At 61.8% G+C, this 18,240-nt stretch carries 13 protein-coding genes; 6 read left to right on the forward strand and 7 right to left on the reverse strand.

The features are described 5' to 3' along the window. The first annotated feature begins 63 nt into the window (after positions 1-63). A complete protein-coding gene (locus PQQ96_RS02400; protein ID WP_408288240.1) occupies positions 64-3,144 on the forward strand; it encodes a transglycosylase domain-containing protein in 3,081 nt (1,026 codons plus the stop codon). 110 nt (positions 3,145-3,254) lie between these two features. On the opposite strand, the gene PQQ96_RS02405 is transcribed toward PQQ96_RS02400, so the two are convergent. The 6 genes from PQQ96_RS02405 to PQQ96_RS02430 form a co-directional block, all read right to left on the reverse strand. Continuing rightward, positions 3,255-4,481, reverse strand: a complete 1,227-nt coding sequence (locus tag PQQ96_RS02405; protein ID WP_408288243.1) for an ROK family transcriptional regulator — start codon at positions 4,479-4,481, stop codon at positions 3,255-3,257. 30 nt (positions 4,482-4,511) lie between these two features. Beyond that, positions 4,512-5,309: an ATP-binding cassette domain-containing protein gene (locus PQQ96_RS02410; RefSeq protein WP_408288245.1), complete on the reverse strand. Its 798-nt coding sequence runs from the start codon at positions 5,307-5,309 to the stop codon at positions 4,512-4,514. Between the two features lie 17 nt (positions 5,310-5,326). Then, entirely contained in the window at positions 5,327-6,313 is a 987-nt protein-coding gene (locus PQQ96_RS02415) for an ABC transporter permease (protein ID WP_408288248.1), read from the reverse strand. 135 nt (positions 6,314-6,448) lie between these two features. After that, positions 6,449-7,453: a sugar ABC transporter substrate-binding protein gene (locus tag PQQ96_RS02420; RefSeq protein ID WP_120307325.1), complete on the reverse strand. Its 1,005-nt coding sequence runs from the start codon at positions 7,451-7,453 to the stop codon at positions 6,449-6,451. A 468-nt stretch (positions 7,454-7,921) separates the two neighbouring features. Beyond that, positions 7,922-8,686: a flagellar brake protein gene (locus tag PQQ96_RS02425; RefSeq protein ID WP_408288251.1), complete on the reverse strand. Its 765-nt coding sequence runs from the start codon at positions 8,684-8,686 to the stop codon at positions 7,922-7,924. Between the two features lie 483 nt (positions 8,687-9,169). Then, complete coding sequence (locus PQQ96_RS02430) at positions 9,170-10,207, reverse strand: LacI family DNA-binding transcriptional regulator (RefSeq protein WP_408288253.1); 1,038 nt, start codon at positions 10,205-10,207, stop codon at positions 9,170-9,172. A 192-nt stretch (positions 10,208-10,399) separates the two neighbouring features. On the opposite strand from PQQ96_RS02430, the gene PQQ96_RS02435 reads away from it, so the two are divergent. The 5 genes from PQQ96_RS02435 (at position 10,400) to PQQ96_RS02455 (ending at position 16,907) form a co-directional block, all read left to right on the forward strand. Beyond that, the gene (locus PQQ96_RS02435) at positions 10,400-11,557 is read left to right on the forward strand and encodes an ABC transporter ATP-binding protein (RefSeq protein WP_408288255.1); all 1,158 of its coding nucleotides are present in this window, start codon (positions 10,400-10,402) and stop codon (positions 11,555-11,557) included. Between the two features lie 11 nt (positions 11,558-11,568). Beyond that, entirely contained in the window at positions 11,569-13,563 is a 1,995-nt protein-coding gene (locus PQQ96_RS02440) for a beta-galactosidase (protein ID WP_408288258.1), read from the forward strand. Between the two features lie 74 nt (positions 13,564-13,637). Further along, complete coding sequence (locus PQQ96_RS02445; protein ID WP_408288260.1) at positions 13,638-14,891, forward strand: ABC transporter substrate-binding protein; 1,254 nt, start codon at positions 13,638-13,640, stop codon at positions 14,889-14,891. Positions 14,892-15,046: 155 nt separating this feature from the next. Then, the gene (locus tag PQQ96_RS02450) at positions 15,047-16,045 is read left to right on the forward strand and encodes a carbohydrate ABC transporter permease (protein ID WP_408288263.1); all 999 of its coding nucleotides are present in this window, start codon (positions 15,047-15,049) and stop codon (positions 16,043-16,045) included. A gap of 10 nt (positions 16,046-16,055) precedes the next feature. Further along, entirely contained in the window at positions 16,056-16,907 is an 852-nt protein-coding gene (locus PQQ96_RS02455) for a carbohydrate ABC transporter permease (RefSeq protein WP_408288266.1), read from the forward strand. A gap of 69 nt (positions 16,908-16,976) precedes the next feature. On the opposite strand, the gene PQQ96_RS02460 is transcribed toward PQQ96_RS02455, so the two are convergent. Further along, entirely contained in the window at positions 16,977-18,164 is a 1,188-nt protein-coding gene (locus PQQ96_RS02460) for a porin (protein WP_408288269.1), read from the reverse strand. Positions 18,165-18,240 lie beyond the last annotated feature (76 nt).

Here is an 18,240-nt window from a genome sequence, read left to right on the forward strand (position 1 = left end):
CGCTACACTTGATCGAAGGTGCGCCGAATTCAAGAGCATGGCGCACGCTCGGGGAGAGCAGCCATGAATCGGCCACTGGTTCGGTTACCGCTTCGCGTGACAGGCATCGCGCCCGTCAGGAAGTGGCTTAAATGGGGGCTGGCAGCGGCGTTTCTGCTCGCGCTGGCTTTGGCGGCCCGCTTTATCCAGGTCGAGATCGAAACGTCGCGATTGCAGGCGCGCTATCTCTCCGAACTCACGCGCGACGTAGGTTTCTCCGTCGACAGCGGTCCAAGTCACTCCATCCGATTTCCTCAAGCGGACAAAGGCCCCTACGACAGCCGGCTCGGCTACGCGTTGCTGCCGTCGTTCCAGAAACGATTGCTCGAACGCGGGTTTGAAATCAGCGCACAGTCGCGTGATTCCGAGCGGATGCTGTCGCTGGCCGATGACGGTCTGTTTATTCCTTACGCTGAAAAAGACCAGGAGGGGCTGCAACTCTTCGACGGTACCGGCGCGCCGCTCTTTGGTGCACAGTTTCCTGGCCGCGTTTACGGCAGCTTCGATTCGATCCCGCCGCTGGTCGTCAATTCGCTGCTGTTTATTGAAGACCGCTATCTGCTCGATCCGGACCAGCCGAACCGTAATCCGGCGATCGACTGGGGGCGCTTTAGCCGCGCGCTAGTTGATCAGGGGGCGCGCGTGTTCAACCGGCATCAGTCGACGCCCGGCGGCAGCACGCTCGCTACGCAGATCGAGAAGTTCCGCCACTCGGCGGGCGGACGCACGGCAACGCCGCCGGAGAAATTGCGGCAAATCGCATCGGCCTCGGTACGCGCCTATCTGAACGGCCCGCAAACCATGCCCGCGCGCCAGCAGATTGTCGTCCACTATCTCAACTCGGTGCCGCTTGCCGCGCAACCGGGCATCGGCGAAATCAACGGGATTGGCGACGGTCTGGCCGCCTGGTACGGTCGCGATTTCAACGACGTCAACCGCATCCTCAAAGCGCCGTCGACAGAAGAGAATCTTGCGGAGCAGGGCACGGCGTTTCGCCAGGTGCTGTCGCTGATGATCGCGCAGCGTGCGCCGTCGTATTTGCTGAATCACGGCTATGCTGATCTCGAACGTCTGACGGATAGCTATCTACGGCTACTGGCGAGCGGTGGCGTGATTTCGACTCCGCTGCGCGATGCCGCGCTGTCGGCGCAAGTGGATTTGCGGCACGCACCGGGAAAAACGCAGAACGCGGACTCGTTTGTGTCGCGCAAGGCCGTGACGTCGATGCGCTCGCATCTGTTGGCGGCGCTCGGCATTCCGAGTTTCTATGAACTCGACCGGCTCGACTTGCAGGCAACGGGCACGCTCAACAACGCCGTGCAGCAGGCCGTAAGTGAACGCCTCGCCGCCGCCGCGACGCGCGATGGCGCGCAAGCCGCCGGGATTGTCGGTTATGAAATGCTGCGCCCCGCCGACGACCCGTCGAAGATCGCCTATAGCTTCACGCTGTTCGAACGGCGTGGCGGCGCGAACCTGGTACGGGTGCAAACCGACAGCGTCAACCAGCCGTTCGACATCAACTCGGGCGCGCGGCTGAATCTCGGTTCGACCGCAAAAATGCGCACCGTTGTGACGTATTTGCAGATTGTCTCCGATCTGCATGCGCGTTATGCCCCGCTGAGCATAGCGGAGCTGAAAGCGGTGAAGCCCGATCCGAACGATCAGCTAACGCGCTGGGCGCTCGATTATCTGACGCATACCTCGGATCGCTCGCTGCAAGCCATGCTCGATGCGGCGGTGGAACGCAAATACTCGGCGAGCCCGGGCGAAACGTTTTATACGGGCGGCGGCGCGCAGTCCTTCAACAACTTCGATTCCGACGACAACAGCCGCATTCTCACCGTGCACCGCGCATTCCAGCATTCGGTGAATCTGGTGTTTGTGCGGCTGATGCGCGATATCGTCCACTACGAGATGGTGCAGACCACCGGACCGTCGTCGCAATGGTTAGGCGATCCGGCGATCCGCAAGATGTATCTCACGCGTTTCGCCGATCAGGAAAGCCGCGTGTACATGAATCGTTTCTACACGAAGTACCACGGCAAAGCGCCCGAACAACAGCTCGCCTTGCTGCTGCTCGGCGTGCGCAAATCGCCGCCTAAAGTAGCGACGGTGTTGCGCAGCGTCGCACCGGACGAATCGAATGTGTGGTTCAACGCGAAGATGCGTGCCGCGTTGAAGAACACGCCGGCGGCCTCCATGCTGGACGATGAGGATCTGGGGAACCTGTACGACAAGTATGGGATCGACCGCTTCAACCTGAACGATCGCGGCTATATTTCGAGCGTGCATCCGCTGGAACTGTGGACCCTCAACTATCTGCGCGCCCATCCCGATGCGACGCTCGATCAGATAGAAAACGCGAGCCGCGACGTGCGCCTGTCGACGTATTCCTGGCTCTTCAAGACCCGCTATCACGCCACCCAGGATCGTCGCATCAAGCGGATGGTGGAACTGCGCGCATATGATGCGATCGGCAAGTCATGGCAGGCGCTCGGTTATCCGTTCGCGACGCTCACGCCGTCGTATGCGGCGGCGATTGGTGCGTCCGGTGACCGGCCGGCCGCGCTCGCGCAATTAATTGGCGTGATTTCCGACGGTGGCAACAAGCTGCCGACCGAAACCCTCACGCAACTCGACTTCGCGAACAATACGCCATACGAAACGCATTTCCAGCGCGCGGCAGTGGCGCCACAACAGCAGATTTCGCCGGAGATCGCCGGGGTGGTCAAGGGGCTGTTGCGTGATGTTGTATTAGGCGGTACAGCTAAGCGTCTCGCCCAGGGTATGACATTCCCTGATGGTCAGACACTGGAGATTTACGGCAAGACCGGCACCGGCGATCAGCGCTTCAATGTGTGGGCCAAGGGCGCGCGCCTGATTGAGTCGCGCAAGGTGAACCGCAGCGCAACCTTCGTGTTTGTGATGGGAGACCGGTTCTACGGCACGCTGACCGCCTGGGTGCATGAGCCGTATGCGGCCCATTACGAGTTCACGAGCGCGCTGTCGGTGCAATTGCTGAAGTCGCTTGCGCCGGTACTGCAACCGTTGCTGCAAAACCCGCCGGCCAAAACTGTTTCTGTGGCGAAGGTGGCGACACAATGAGCGGCTGGTGAAGCACGGGCAATGACTGCGTGAGGGCGGTGCAATCTTCATGGGCGACGGTGCGCTCGGTGCGGACCCGTGCGCAACAGGAAACCGATGCGTGTCGACGCCTAATATCCCGCGTCCGTCGCCGGCTTAAGGAAGAGTTCGTGCACGGGAGCGAAATGCGCGTATAGCGGCAGAATCGCGCCACCCATTGCCCGCGCATCGGCGCCGATGGTGCCTTCCAGGAGCTGCGGGCGCACCATGCCTTCCCATTCAAAGCGATCGAGCACGCGCTCGGTTCGGCGGATGATTTCGCGCACCAGTTGCCGGTCGAGCTCGCCGTCGATCACCACCGCTTCCAGGTCGAGCAGGGCAGCCGCATTGGTCAACGCATTGGCGATCGCGGGGCAAGCGGTGTCGAGCCATTGTTCGGTCTGCCGCCACAGTTCAGGCGACAGCGCGCGATGGTCATGCGCGGCGGCGGACGGCGCACCCGCGTCGATCAACAGCTTTTCCAGAACGAAACCCGATGCGGCGTGCAGCAGTTGCCGCGCTGGCTTACGCACGCTGCCGTCTCTCAACGGAATCGAACCGACAGCGCCCGCGTTGTCATGCGGGCCGCCATGCAAACGGCCGTCGATTACCAGACCGCCGCCTATAAAGGTGCCGACGAACAGGTAGAGGAAATTGTGAATCCCGCGGCCCTGGCCCATCACGAGTTCGGCGGCGCAGGCGGCGGTGGTGTCTTTGGCGAACTCGACGGGCAAGCCCGTCATAGCGCCGATACGGGTACGCAAGTCGATCTCGTGCCACGCGTCCAGCGCTTCCTGCGGTGCGCCGAGAAAATCGCGCCAACCGCCGAGCCACAACGGCGCCGCCACGCCCACGCCCACCACTTTGTTCGCCCTCGCGCCGAGCGTCTGATTCACGCGCGCCAGTTTGCTGTCGAGCGCCGGGAATAGCGTGCGCGGGTCGGGATAGGCATACTCGAAAACGTCGCGGCACACGACGTGACCCGCGAAATCCATTGCCAGCACGTCGAGACTGCGGCGCCCCACCTTGATGCCGATGGTGTACGCGCCGTCGGCACGCAATGCGATCGGCACCGAGGGTTGACCGATGCGGCCGCGCACGCGCGCCTGCTTCTCGAGCAGGCCGTCGTCGATCAGACGGTCGACAATCATCGACACGGTCTGCATCGACAGACGCGTGAGACGGCCCACCTCGGCTTTCGGCAGCGGCCCGTGCAGACGGATCGTCTGCAGGACGATCCGTTCGTTGAACTGCCGCATGCCGACCTGATTCGAGCCGACCGTGCGTTTGAGGGGTGAACGTGTACCGGTGGTTTCCATCGTCGTGTGCCCCTCAGCGGGATGCAGGCATCATGCAATCGCCTTGACGTCCGCTTCCTTTGCGCCCGTCATGATCGCCACGGCCTCCGACATATGGATGTCTTTGGTATTCACCACCGCGGCACGCCGGCCGAGCCGCTGGATATGAATGCGGTCCGCGACTTCGAACACGTGCGGCATGTTGTGGCTGATCAGGATCACCGGCAGTCCGCGCTCGCGCACGCGGCGGATCAGTTCGAGCACCATGTTGCCTTCCTTCACGCCGAGTGCGGCAGTGGGCTCGTCGAGAATCACCACATGTCGCGCGAACGCCGCGCTGCGCGCCACCGCCACGCCTTGGCGTTGACCGCCCGAGAGCGTTTCGACCGCCTGGCGCATCGAGCGGATACCGATTTGCAGATCCTTCATGTGCGCGGTGGCTTCGTCGAGCATGCGGCGCTTGTCGATCATCTTGAAGATCGAACCGCGCCAGCCTGGTTTGACGAGTTCACGGGCGAGGAACAGGTTCTCGGCGATACTCATGGCGGGCGCGACCGCGAGTTCCTGGTACACGGTTTCGATGCCTTGAGCGCGTGCATCCAAAGGGCTGCGGAATTTGACCGGCTTGCCGTCGAGCAGGATTTCGCCTTCATCGGGGACGGTCGCGCCTGAAAGCGCCTTGATCAACGACGACTTGCCCGCGCCGTTGTCGCCGATCACAGCGAGAATCTCGCCGGGCAGCACTTCGAAGTCGCAGCCGTCGAGCGCGGTGACGTTGCCGTAGCGTTTGACGAGTCCGCGCGCCTGTAGAACGGGCATCACGGCGGAAGCTGAAGTAGATGTCGACATGACAGGCTCCTGAGTGGTCAACCGCGACGATGGGAAAGTTTGTCCGCGGCCACCGCGAGAATCACGAGCATGCCGGTGATCAACACCTGGTAGACCGAGGAAACGCCGATCAGCGTCAAGCCATTGCGAAACACGCCGACAATCAGCGCGCCGAGTAGCGTGCCCACAATCGAGCCGCGTCCGCCGAACAGACTCGTGCCGCCCAGCACCACCGCGGTAATGCTGTCGAGGTTCTCGGTCTGCCCGGCCTGCGGGTCGCCGACACCGGTGCGCGACACCGACAATAGCGCGGCGATGCCGTAGATCGCACCGGCCAGCGAATACACGGTGAGCAAAATCTTTTGCGACGAGAGGCCCATCAGGCGCGCGGCTTCGGGGTTGTTGCCGAGCGCATACAAATGCCGGCCGGGCACGGTGTCGCGCAAGACGAACCACGTCGCCCCATACATCAGCAGTGTGAGGGCCGTGCCGTAGGTGACGTCGGCGGGGCCGAACTTGAACGTGTTGCCGAGGAACATGATCGCGTCCGGCAGGTTCGAGACGCTCTCCGCGTTCGAATAGATCTGCGTGAGCGCGAACGCAATATTCAGTGTGCCCAGCGTGACGATAAAGGCCGGCAATTTGATCCGTGTGATCAGCACGCCATTGAGTGCGCCGAACAGCGTGCTCGCGGCGACACCGCACAGAATCGCAAGAACGGGCGGCACGCCGAGCGTGACCGCGAATTTGGTCATGATGATCGAACCGAACGCCATCACCATCCCGCATGACAGATCGATCCCGCCTGTCAGCACGATCAGCGTCTGACCGATCGCGATGGTGGCGACCACCATCGTCTGTTGCAGGATCAGCGAGAGGTTCTGGAACGACAGGAACCGGTCGCTCTGTGAAATGAAGAAGCCGCAGGCCAGCAGCAGGGCGATCAGCGGTCCGATTTCAGCGAGCGAGGGCAGGCGGTCGGCGAAGGTGCGTGGGTGGCCGGCGGGCGCGGAAGGGGTCGACATGATAGGTGTCCTCGATGCATGAGCGTGGCGGGCAGGGCCACGCGGTAAATGCGCGGGGCCGGCCATCTGGTGGCCGGCGATCCAGCAATGAAGCAATCCAGCGGCCCAGCGCAGTGGGCCGCCGTTCAAGACGCGTTACTTGTTGCCCCAGCAGTTGTCGAGGCCGAACTTCGTATCCTTGCTATCGATGCCGGACATCGGCTTGTCGGTGATCAGCGTCACGCCGGTGTCCTGATAGCCGGAAACCTTCTTGCCGGTCTTCGCGTACTCCACGCCCGCCGTCACGCCGAGCGCCGCCATCTTCAATGGATACTGCTGCGAGGTCGCGGCAATCGCCCCGGCCTTCACATTGCGTACGCCTTCGCAGCCGCCGTCGATGGAAACGATCATCACGCTCTTGTCTTTGCCTGCCGCTTTGAGCGCGCGATACGCACCTGCGGCGGCCGGTTCGTTGATCGTGTAGACCACGTTGATATCCGGCGATTTCTGCAGGCAGTTTTCCATCGCCGTCTGGCCCTTCGCCTGATCGCCGCGGGTGTCCTGGCTGCAGACGATCGACGGATCGCCTTCCTTCACACCGAAGCCTTCCAGGAAGCCGTTATGGCGCAGCACGCCGACCGATACGCCGGGCGCCAAGTCGAGGGTGGCGATCTTCGCGGGCTTGCCGTTCATCGCAGCTTTCGCGTATTTCCCAATCAGCACGCCGGCTTTGAAGTTGTCGGTGGCGAAGAGGGCGTCCGTGGCATCCTGCGGATCGGTCGGCGTGTCGAGCGCGACCACCATGACACCGGCCGCGCGTGCTTTCCTGATGCTCGGCACGATCGCTTTCGTGTCGCTCGGTGTGATCAGAATTGCCTTTGCGCCGGCCGTCATCATGTTTTCGATGGCGGTGACCTGGCTCGCGTTGTCGCCGTCGAACTTGCCGGCGGCGGTGAGGAGCTTGGCGCCGTCTTTCGCGGCGGCCGCTTCGGCGCCTTCTTTCATCTTCACGAAGAACGGGTTGGTGTCCGTCTTGGTGATGAGGCCGACGACAGGCTGGTCAGCCGCCTGGCTCGCGCTCGCACACCACACCGCCGATGCCGCAACGCACATCGAGACGATTTTCCTGGCGACAGGATGCCTGCGGGAATTCAGATTCATGGGACGCTCCTCCGGTTATTGGCAACGACGTTGTGAACTGCGGGCGGTGGCGCACGCGAACGCTGCGCGCTTGCCACCTGTTTGCAATCGGGTTTGGAAACTGATGCGATTCATGGGCAGCCCGAAGTTGACTGCTTAAATCACTTTAGTTGATTTAGTACAGCAGGCGCGCGAGCTTCCGTCAAGAAAACGATTGTGAGGGAAACTGACGTGCAGAAACGGCCCCCAAGACGGGGAGGCTTATGTGGCGGGGCTTGACGGGCGTAGTGCGATGCAAGATCGAACACCGGACCTTCGGGAAAGTCCTGGCTCGGTTGAAAGGGAATTGAAGTCTTAAGAGTTCCTTTGCGACGGTATTGGCTACCGTCGTGAAGGTCTTAAGTGGCGGCTGAGCGCGTCGATTCTCTCGTCGATGACCGCAAACCTGATCGATGCCGTGAAAATCGGGGTGGGCGTGCTTTAAGACGCTTACCCGCGCGGTGCGAGCCTTTGACGCTTCGTTTCGAGGTGGGTGACGACACGCTGCAAGGTCCGCTCAGCCGGCCCCAGCGTCTCTACGAACTTGCAGCCGATCACGAAGCGCCGGTCGCCCTTCGGCGTCGTCAATTGCCGCGGCGCGACGATTTCCAGGTCGAGCCGTAGTGTGCCGAAGCCGCCGAGTTGCAGTGTGACGTCGCGCAATACGGAGCCGCTTTCAAGCGAGCCGAAGCGCGCATCGGCGGTGTTCAAGGCCACGCCGCCCAATGAAAGATCCTGCAGTTCAAGCCGGAATGAACCGCCGTCCACATACGATCCGCAAGCGATGTACGGATCTAGCACGGGCGTTTGTACACGGAAGAATTCGCGGCGTTGAACGTAGTACAGGAGCGAAGGGAAGGCCGCCTCGAAAGCCGGGCGCCCTTCGAACATGATCGGGTTGGCGTTGAGCGTCGTGAACTCAGTGCGAATGCCACCTGGCAAACTGCGGAAGATCAACTGGCGCGCAGCAGGAAGCGCGTAATTGTCCATCTCCACACTGCCGGCGTCGAAGATAAAGCGGGCATTGCGCGAATCGACATCGAGCACTTGCGTCACGATCTGGCGACCGTTGAATTCCACCGTGACGAAGTCCTGTCCGGCCATCAGCTTGCGCAGGCACACTGCGATTTGCAAGGGATGGCGCTGCGCGAAGGTCGAGTCTGCGCCGAAGGTCTTTTCGGCGACATCGGCGTCCAGCAGAAGATCGGCAATCATTTGAGTATCCATGCTTGTTATGGCCTTGGCCTGGCCTGTTGGGGGAGCGCAAGCAGCATGTGAGTCATGCCGGCGCTCGGCCTTTGCCTGCTTTATTGCAGGGACCGTGCCAACTGCATGGATGGATTGATCGAAGTGGCGTTTTTTTCGCCGAACCGCTTGATACGGGCGTTTGCGGCCGGTAGCCCGGGGGGGCGGGGACGGTCGTGTGTAGAGTTCGCTACGTAACGTGCTCGATGCTGTTACGGCCACACGGCCACACGGCCACACGGCCACAGAGCCACAGAGGCACAGAGGCACAGAGGCACAGAGGCACAGAGGCACAGAGGCACAGAGGCACAGAGGCACAGAGGCACAGAGGCACAGAGGCGGCGGTCAGGCGGACATGCTGCCGGGCGGCTTCGCTGCTACGACCGGCGCGTCACAAGAAACGGTGCCTCGCATTGAGCGGGACTCAACCAGCCCGATTTTCTCTCGCGTCATTCAACGCGCCTGACGTGCGGCTCCAGTCGATGCGCGCACAACGAGCTGAGGCGCCGAGGAAATTCGCATCGGCACGTTTGCCGGGACCTGGCGACCCGCTTGCCCATACGACGATTCGATCAACTCGCGCAACAGCTCGACCGCGAGGCCGGCGACTTCGACGGTCGGCACTGCGACCGTCGTCAACGCGGGCCGCGACTCGCGCGCCAGTTGAATGTCGGTAATGCCGATCACGGACAGATCGCCCGGCACGTTCAAACCGAGATCGGCGGCGGCGTGCATTGCGCCGAGCGCCGGCAGATCGTTGGTCGCGAAGATCGCGGTGAGTTTCGGATCGGCTTCCAGCAGCGCGCGCGCTGCGGTGTAACCGCCTTGTATCGTGTCGGGCGCATGCTTGACTCGGCCCTTCGGCACGCCGGCCGCACGCACTGCGTCGACAAATCCTTCGTAACGTGCCGCGTGAATCCCCGTTGCCTTGCTGCCGACAATCGCGCCGATCCGCCGATGACCGAGCGTTAGCAGATGCGTGCCGGCCAATTCGCCAGCCAGACGAAAATCGACCGCTACGCACGGCAGTCCCGGCGGCTCATTGGGACGTTCCCACATGCACAGCACCACCGGCGTGCCGCGCGATTCCGTCGCATGAAGATCCGCAAAATCGAGGTTCGCATTCGTCACGAGCACGCCCTCGGAAAGCGTGCCGGCGATCTGATCGAGATACGCCCGCCCGGTCGACGGATCTTCGTTCGTATTGCAGATGATCACGAACTGCCCGCTGCTGCGCGCCGCGCGTTCGACGGCAAGCGCGAACTCCGGATAGAACGGATTGGCGATGCTCGACACCATCAACGCCAACGTCGGCGCGCGGCCTTCGGCGAGCGCGCGGGCGGCGAGATGCGGACGGTAGCCGAGCGCGTCGACGGCGTCCAGCACGCGTTGGCGAGTGGTCGCGCCGACCCGCCCGCGATTGCGCAACACGTTCGATACCGTGGCAGGGGTGACGCCGGCGCGCTGCGCGACTTCGCTGAGGGTTGGCATGGATATTCAATATTTGGGATGGCTGTTCGACATTTGCATCGTAGCCGAAGGCGCGGCACCATTTGCCGCACAGACAAAACGATATCGGAGACAGGCAAGGCCCAGCGATCGCACGCGATCGATTTTTTTCGGCCCTGCTGATTAAGCGCTTAATCTCCGACATCGAGCCGATTAAATCACGGAGTCGATGCAATGGCGAGCATTTCGTTGAGAGGCGTGCAGAAGGCGTATGGCGACGGCGCGCTGGTGATCCGCGATGTCGATCTGGAGATCGGCGAGAACGAGTTCTGCGTGTTTCTCGGCCCGTCCGGCTGCGGTAAGTCCACCTTGCTGCGGATGATCGCCGGCCTCGAAGATGTGACTGACGGCGACCTGTCGATCGCCGGCCGCCTCGTCAACGACGTACCGGCGGCGCAGCGCGGCGTGGCGATGGTGTTCCAGAGCTACGCACTGTTTCCGCATATGACCGTGTTCGAGAACATGGCATTCGGCCTCAAGCTCGCCAAAACCCCCAAAGACGAAATTGACCGCAAGGTGCGGGAAGCCGCGCGCATCCTGCAACTGGAGGCCTTGCTCGAGCGCCGGCCGAAGGCGCTGTCCGGCGGGCAGCGGCAGCGCGTGGCGATTGGCCGGGCCATCGTGCGCCAGCCGGGCGTGTTTCTGTTCGACGAACCGCTCTCCAATCTCGACGCGACGCTGCGCGGCCAGACCCGCATCGAAATCGCGCGATTGCATAAGCAGTTCGCCAAAGCCAGCGTTGTGTATGTCACGCACGACCAGATCGAAGCGATGACGCTTGCCGACAAGATCGTGCTGCTGCACGCGGGCAAGGACACCGAGCGCTTCGGCAGCATCGCGCAGATCGGCGCGCCGCTCGAGTTGTATCACCGTCCCAAGAGCCGTTTCGTGGCCGGCTTCATCGGTTCGCCGCGCATGAACTTTTTGCCGGGGCGGGTAACGTCGGTCGATACGCGGGGCGTGACCGTCACGCTCGATCACACAGACGAAAAGGTGCGCGTGCCGGTCAGCGGCGACGGCTTGCAGGCATCGCAACCCGTCACGCTCGGTGTGCGCCCGGAACACCTGGAATTCATCGGTACGGCAATGGCTGAAAACGCGCAGGACGCCGTTTTGACCCGCACCGTGTCTCTCGTCGAACAACTCGGCGAGCACAGCTATGTCCACCTCGATCAGCCCGGCGGCGCCGCGCTGATCGCCAAGGCGCCGGGCGACACACGCCTCGCGCCGGGTGACCGCGCGAGCTTGCACGTCCCCAGCCGCGCTTGCCATTTGTTTACCGAGGACGGTTTTGCCGCCGCTTCGCTCGAATCCGTCGAACACTACGCATAGAGGACATTCGGATGCGCCTTGGAGTCTGTTATTACCCGGAACACTGGCCGGAGTCGATGTGGGAAGACGACGCGCGCCGGATGAAAGCACTCGGTATCGAGCAGGTGCGAATCGGCGAATTTGCGTGGAGCCGGATGGAGCCCACGCCAGGCGAATATGACTGGGGCTGGCTGGATCGCGCGATCGATGTGCTTGGCGCCGCCGGTCTGCAGGTGGTCATGTGCACGCCGACGGCGACGCCGCCCAAGTGGCTGATCGACCGTCATCCGGACATTCTGCCGATCGGTGCGGACGGCCGTCCGCGCGCTTTCGGCTCACGCCGTCATTACGATTTCTCCTCGCCCTCGTATTTCGCCGCATCGCAGCGGATCTGCATCGCAGTCGCCGAGCGTTACGGCAAGCATCCGGCTGTCGCCTACTGGCAGACCGATAACGAATTCGGTTGCCATCACACGGTGGTCAGCTATTCGCCGGCGGCAGTGGGGCGCTTTCGCGAATGGCTCAAGGCGCGCTATCAAACCATCGATGCGCTGAACCGTGCGTGGGGCACGGTGTTCTGGAGCATGGAATACCGCAGCTTCGACGAGATCGACGCGCCGGTGGCGACCGTCACCGAGGCGCATCCGTCGCACCGGCTCGATTACCGGCGTTTCGCCTCCGACGAAGTGGCGCGCTACAACCGCATGCAGGTCGAGATCATCCGCGCGCATTCGCCGGGGCGGCCAGTTGCGCACAACTTCATGCAGCTCTTTACCGAGTTCGATCACTACAAGGTGGCGGCCGATCTCGATGTCGCGACATGGGACAGCTATCCGCTCGGCGCGCTCGAAGAGCAGTGGTTCGCGCCGGACGTGAAGGCGCGCTGGTTACGCAGCGGGCATCCCGACTTCGCGTCGTTCAATCATGACGTGTACCGCGGTATGTCGAAGCTGCCGTTCTGGGTGATGGAGCAGCAGCCCGGTCCGGTGAACTGGGCGCAGTGGAATCCGGCGCCGCTGCCCGGCATGGTGCGGCTGTGGAGTTGGGAGGCGTTCGCGCACGGCGCGGGCTGCGTGTCGTATTTCCGCTGGCGCCAGGCGCCGTTTGCGCAGGAGCAGATGCACGCCGGCTTGAACACGCCTGATAACCAGCTCGACGTTGGCGGTCATGAAGCCGCGAAGGTCGCCGAAGAGATTCGCGCGGTGCTTGCGGCGAACGCCGACGCTGACGCCGCGATCCGTTCGAAGGTCGCGCTTGTCTACGACTACGAAGCGAAGTGGCTCTTCGAAATTCATCCTCAAGGTGCGGACTTTCACTATCCGCGCTTCGCATTCGAGTATTACTCGGCGCTGCGCGCGCTCGGGCTCGATGTCGATATCGTGCCGGTCGATGCATCGCTTGATGGTTATCGTCTGATCGTTGTGCCGCCGCTGCCGGTCGTGTCTGCCGATTTGGCCGCGCGGCTTGCAAGCTCGGGCGCCCAGGTCGTGTTGGGTCCGCGCACCGGTTCGAAGACAGAGGACCTGCAGATTCCGGCGAACTTGCCGCCAGGTGCGCTGGCCTCGGTGCTGCCGTTGCGCGTGTGGCGTGTCGAATCGATGCGGCCGAATGTGACCGAAGCCGTGCGGCTGGTGGACAGCAAGGACGCTAGTGCGGACGATGGCGTCGCGCGCCACTGGCGCGATTTCATCGATACCGACGGCGATGCGGCGGCTTCGCTTGACGTGCGGGCCCATTTCGCCGACGGCCATCCTGCCTACGTGAAAAGCGGCGCATTTCATTACCTCGCGAGCCTGTTCGACGATGCGCTCACCGTCCACCTGTTCGCGCAGATCGCGAGAGAAGCGGGTGTCGGCACGACGCCGCTCGGCGACAGCGTGCGCTTCAGCCGTCGTGGTGCGCTGACCTACGTGTTCAACTACGGTGATCAGACGCACACGCTGGCCGGTGTTGCCGACAACGCTTTCGTGATCGGTTCACGCGTTGTTGAACCGCAGGGTGTGGCCGTCTATCGATCGGGCAAATGATTTGAAGCGCCAAACGAAGGATTCCATGCAGTAACAACAACGACGCAAAATCAAGGAACAAAGGAGACAGCAACATGGCACTGAAACCACGCAAGATTCTGCTGGCACTCGCGCTGGCCGCGGCGGCTGCAGGGACATCCGTCGTCAGCACGGCGCAGGCCGGCACGCTCGAGGTCAACATCGCGTTCAAAGGCGCGAGTCAGCGCGCCGTCTGGCAATCGATCATCGACGACTTCAAGAAAACGCACCCCGGTACCGACGTGAAGGTGTCGTTCATCGACGAAGAAGCGTACAAAGTTCAGTTGCCCGGTTGGCTCTCCACCGTCGCGCCCGATATCGTCAACTGGCATGACGGCGAGCGGATGGCGTATTACGCGCAGCGCGGCCTCTTCGAAGATCTGAGCGGCGACTGGGCGAAGAACGGTTGGAACGACATGTATGCGTCGACGAAGGAAGCGTCGTCGTATAAGGGCAAGCAGTACGCCGCCCCGACCGTGTATTACTCGTGGGGTATGTTCTATCGCAAGGATCTGTTCCAGAAGGTCGGCATTGGCGGCGAACCGAAAACGTGGGACCAGTTTCTCGACGACTGCAAGAAGCTGAAAGCGGCAGGCATTACGCCGATTGCCGTGGCAGGCCGTGATTCATGGACGCTGGCCGGCTGGTTCGACTATCTCGACCTGCGCCTGAACGGCAACGCGTTCCATCAGAAACTGATGGCGGGCGACATCGCGTACACCGATCCGCGCGTGAAGAAGGTCTACACAACGTGGAAGCAACTGATCGACGCCGGCTATTTCATCGACAACTCGCTCTCCTACGATCTGGATGCCGTGCAGCCGTTCCTGTTCCAGGGCAAGGCCGCGATGATGCTGATGGGTACGTTCATCACCGGTGGTTTCCCGCCGAGCGTCAAGCCGGAAATGGGTTACTTCCAGTTCCCGATCATCGACGCGAACGTGCCGACTGCCGAAGAGGGCCCGGTCGAATCGCTGAATATTCCTTCGAAGGCTAAGAACAAGGCGGATGCGCGTACCTTCCTTGCGTTCGTCGAGACGCCGGAAAATGGCGCGAAGCTGGCGGCCGGGCTCGGTTCGCTGTCGGCGAACAGCAAGTCGCCTGAACCTGAGGATCCGATCTCGAAGATCGGCTTCCAGATTCTCGCGAACACGAAGGGCGGCATTGCGCAGTTCTACGATCGCGACATGACGAAGGAAATGGCCGATGAGGGGATGAAGGGGATGCAGCAGTTCATCTCCGATCCGTCGAAGCTCGACGACATCCTCGCGCAACTCGAGCAGACGCGTAAGCGGATTTACAAGAAGTGAGCGGTGGCGGCCCTGGCTTGGGCCGCTACTCGTTGTATCTGATTGGCAACTATCTTGCATGGGACCAGAGTACGTGCTAAAGCACCAACAGCTTTGCATGGGATCGGATTAGGCGCTGAAGCGCCAACTCCGATCGACATCTGGTCGACAGGAGAATGATTGTGTCGCACTCTGTCACCCGTCACACCGTCGGCGGTCCTGCCGAACCCGGCGGTGCTGGCTTGCCCGCATCGGGTGTACCGGCTTCGGGCGGGTCATCACGCGGTGGGCCGCCAGGCGTGGCACGCCGCCGCCGTCCATCGCCAACCGCGCGCCGGCAGCGGCGAGCCGCCTTTCTGTTTCTCGCGCCGGCCTGCGTGATGGTGGCGATCTACGTCGTGTGGCCGATCATCTCGACCATCCGCCTGAGCTTTTTCAACTGGGATGGGATGAGCGACCCGTCCTTCGTCGGCCTCGCAAACTACGTCGAGTTGTTCCATGCGCGGACGTTCTACACGGCGCTGAAGAACAACCTCATCTGGCTGCTGCTGTTCCTGCTTGCGCCGCCGATGGGGCTCGCCGTCGCGCTCTATCTGAACCAGGCGGTGGCGGGCATCCGCATCGTCAAATCGCTGTTCTTCGCACCGTTCGTCTTGTCGGGCGTGGTGGTCGGTTTGATCTTCTCGTGGTTCTACGACCCCACCTTTGGCCTGCTCGCGATGATTCTCGGGCATGGGGTGCCGGTACTCGGCGACCCGCGTTACGCGACCCTCGGCATCGTGTTCGCGGCGCTGTGGCCACAAACCGCGTATTGCATGATTCTATATCTGACCGGCCTGACGTCGCTCAACGCCGAGCAGATCGAGGCGGCGCGAATGGAGGGCGCGCGCGGCTGGTCGATGCTGTGGCACGTGATCCTGCCGCAGTTGCGGCCGACCACGTTCATGGCGATCGTCGTCACGGTGATCGGTGCGTTGCGCAGCTTCGATCTGATTTCGGTAATGACCGGTGGCGGACCGTTCGAAAGTTCGACCGTGCTCGCGTACTACATGTACGACCAGGCGATCAAGTACTACCGCATCGGCTATTCCGCGGCGGTGGCCGTCGTGCTGTTCGCGATCATGCTGGTGTACATCGTTTATCACTTGCGCCGCATGCTGCGCGCCGAACAATAGGGAGCCGCCCATGTTTCCGATCCCGATCGACAAATGGAAGCCGGTGACGCGCCGCGTGTACAAACTGACGTTGCCACTCGCGCTGCTGATCTGGCTGCTGCCGATGATCGCGGTTCTCGTGACTTCGGTGCGCTCAACGGAAGAACTGAGCGAGGGCAACTATTGGGGCTGGCCGAAGCACTTCGCGATGCTCGATAACTATCGCGAGGCGCTGACGACCTCGCCGATGCTGCATTACTTTTGGAACAGCGTGCTGATTACGGTGCCCGCTGTAGTGGGCTCGATTTCGCTTGCGGCGATGGCGGGGTTCGCGCTGGCTATCTATCGGTTTCGTGGGAATTCGGCGCTGTTTGCGACGTTCGTGGCGGGCAACTTTGTCCCGGTGCAGGTGTTGATGATTCCGGTGCGGGATCTCTCATTGCAACTCGGCTTGTTCAATACCGTGAGCGCGCTGATTCTGTTCCATGTGTCGTTCCAGACGGGATTCTGCGCGCTGTTCCTGCGGAATTTCATCAAGCAGCTGCCATTCGAACTGGTCGAGGCTGCACGGATCGAAGGCGCGAACGAATGGACGGTGTTCTTCAGGATTGTGTTGCCATTGATCCGTCCTGCGCTTGCGGCGCTGGCGATCCTCGTATTCACGTTCGTCTGGAATGACTACTTCTGGGCGCTATGTCTGACGCAAGGTGACGACGCCGCACCAATTACCGTGGGCGTCGCAGCGTTGAAGGGGCAGTGGACCACGGCGTGGAATCTGGTGTCCGCCGGGTCGATTCTGGCCGCCTTGCCTTCGGTCGCGATGTTCTTCGCGATGCAGAAGCATTTTGTGGCGGGGTTGACGTTTGGGGCGACGAAGGGGTGAGGGGGTGAGGGCGGCTCGCTACGCGAGGCAAGCTCGCGTAGTGCCACTCGGGAACGACCGGGATTGGGATTAGAACGTGTGCCGGATCGCCGCACGGAGAACAATCTGACTCGACGACGAAGACAGATCTTGCGCACCAGGCACGTATGCCTGATCCAAAGCGGACCCGGTTGCCTCGCCTGCAATCTTCTGAAAGGCACCCTGGACGTAGACGTCGGTGCGTTTTGACAGGTTGTAGTCCGCCATCAGGCCCACCGTGTGAATCTTCGGTCGTACGCTGCCTGTCGTTGCATCATAGTTCTCCAGCGTATAGACGTATTGCGCACCCACGAAGAACGCCGGCGTGAACTGATATTTTCCGTTCAGTTCGAAATTCTGATACTTCAGGCTGGTCAACGTGCCGCCTGCGAGCGCGCCGCGAGTCGGTTCGAGGCTCTCCTGTCCGCTGAGGTAGGCGAGGTTCGCAGTCGGATTACTCATGTTCGTGTTGGTGTAGACGAACCCGACTGTTGCCGGCCCGGCTGTATAGTTGATCCCTGCGCCAAAGATGCGCAAGCGCTCCGATTGAAAGTTTGCGTCTGCGGCGACCGTCGAACTTGAACCGGCAATCGCGCCGCCAGACGTGGCGCCAGGATTGTCCGCATTCAGATAGGACGCGGCGATCAACAATCCGCCGTTCGTGTACTGTGCGCCGACGCTCAACTGCCGGTTGTTGGCGAAGCCGGTGCTGTTGCTGAAGCTATACGTGCCGCCGAACTGGAAGCCCACGATATCCGGACTCGCATACTTGACCGTGTTGTTGACACGAAACGTGTTATCCGTGTTGTCGTTGTCGAATGGATGGGATAACAGATAGCCGCCCCAGTTACCGTTGGCTGTGGTTTGCGCGAGATAGTCGACCACCGAGTCGTATTGACGGCCGAACGTCACCGTCCCGTACTGCTCGCTCTCAAGACCGACATAGGCCTGGCGTCCGAACCCGAGTCCGCCTTGTGCGAGCTTGCCGGTGTTGACGTTGAAGCCGCTTTCGATCTGGAAGATCGTCTTGAGGCCACCGCCGAGATCTTCGGAGCCTTTCAGACCCCAGCGGCTGCCCTGTGCATAACCGCTTGTCATTTCGTACACGTGGCTTCCACCAACGTTGTTGGTGAAGTCGATCCCCTCGTCAATAACGCCATACAGCGTGACACTGCTCTGCGCAAAAGCCGACGTTGCACATGCGGACGTTATCGCAATGCAAATAATGGTTTTATTCAATTCGTCATCCTGAATATGTTGGATATTTTTCTATTCGATTGCTGTCGACCAAACCTGAGATTTACCGGAGCGGTAA

Source organism: Paraburkholderia sediminicola (assembly GCF_046027825.1).
Classification (GTDB): Bacteria; Pseudomonadota; Gammaproteobacteria; order Burkholderiales; family Burkholderiaceae; genus Paraburkholderia; species Paraburkholderia sediminicola_D.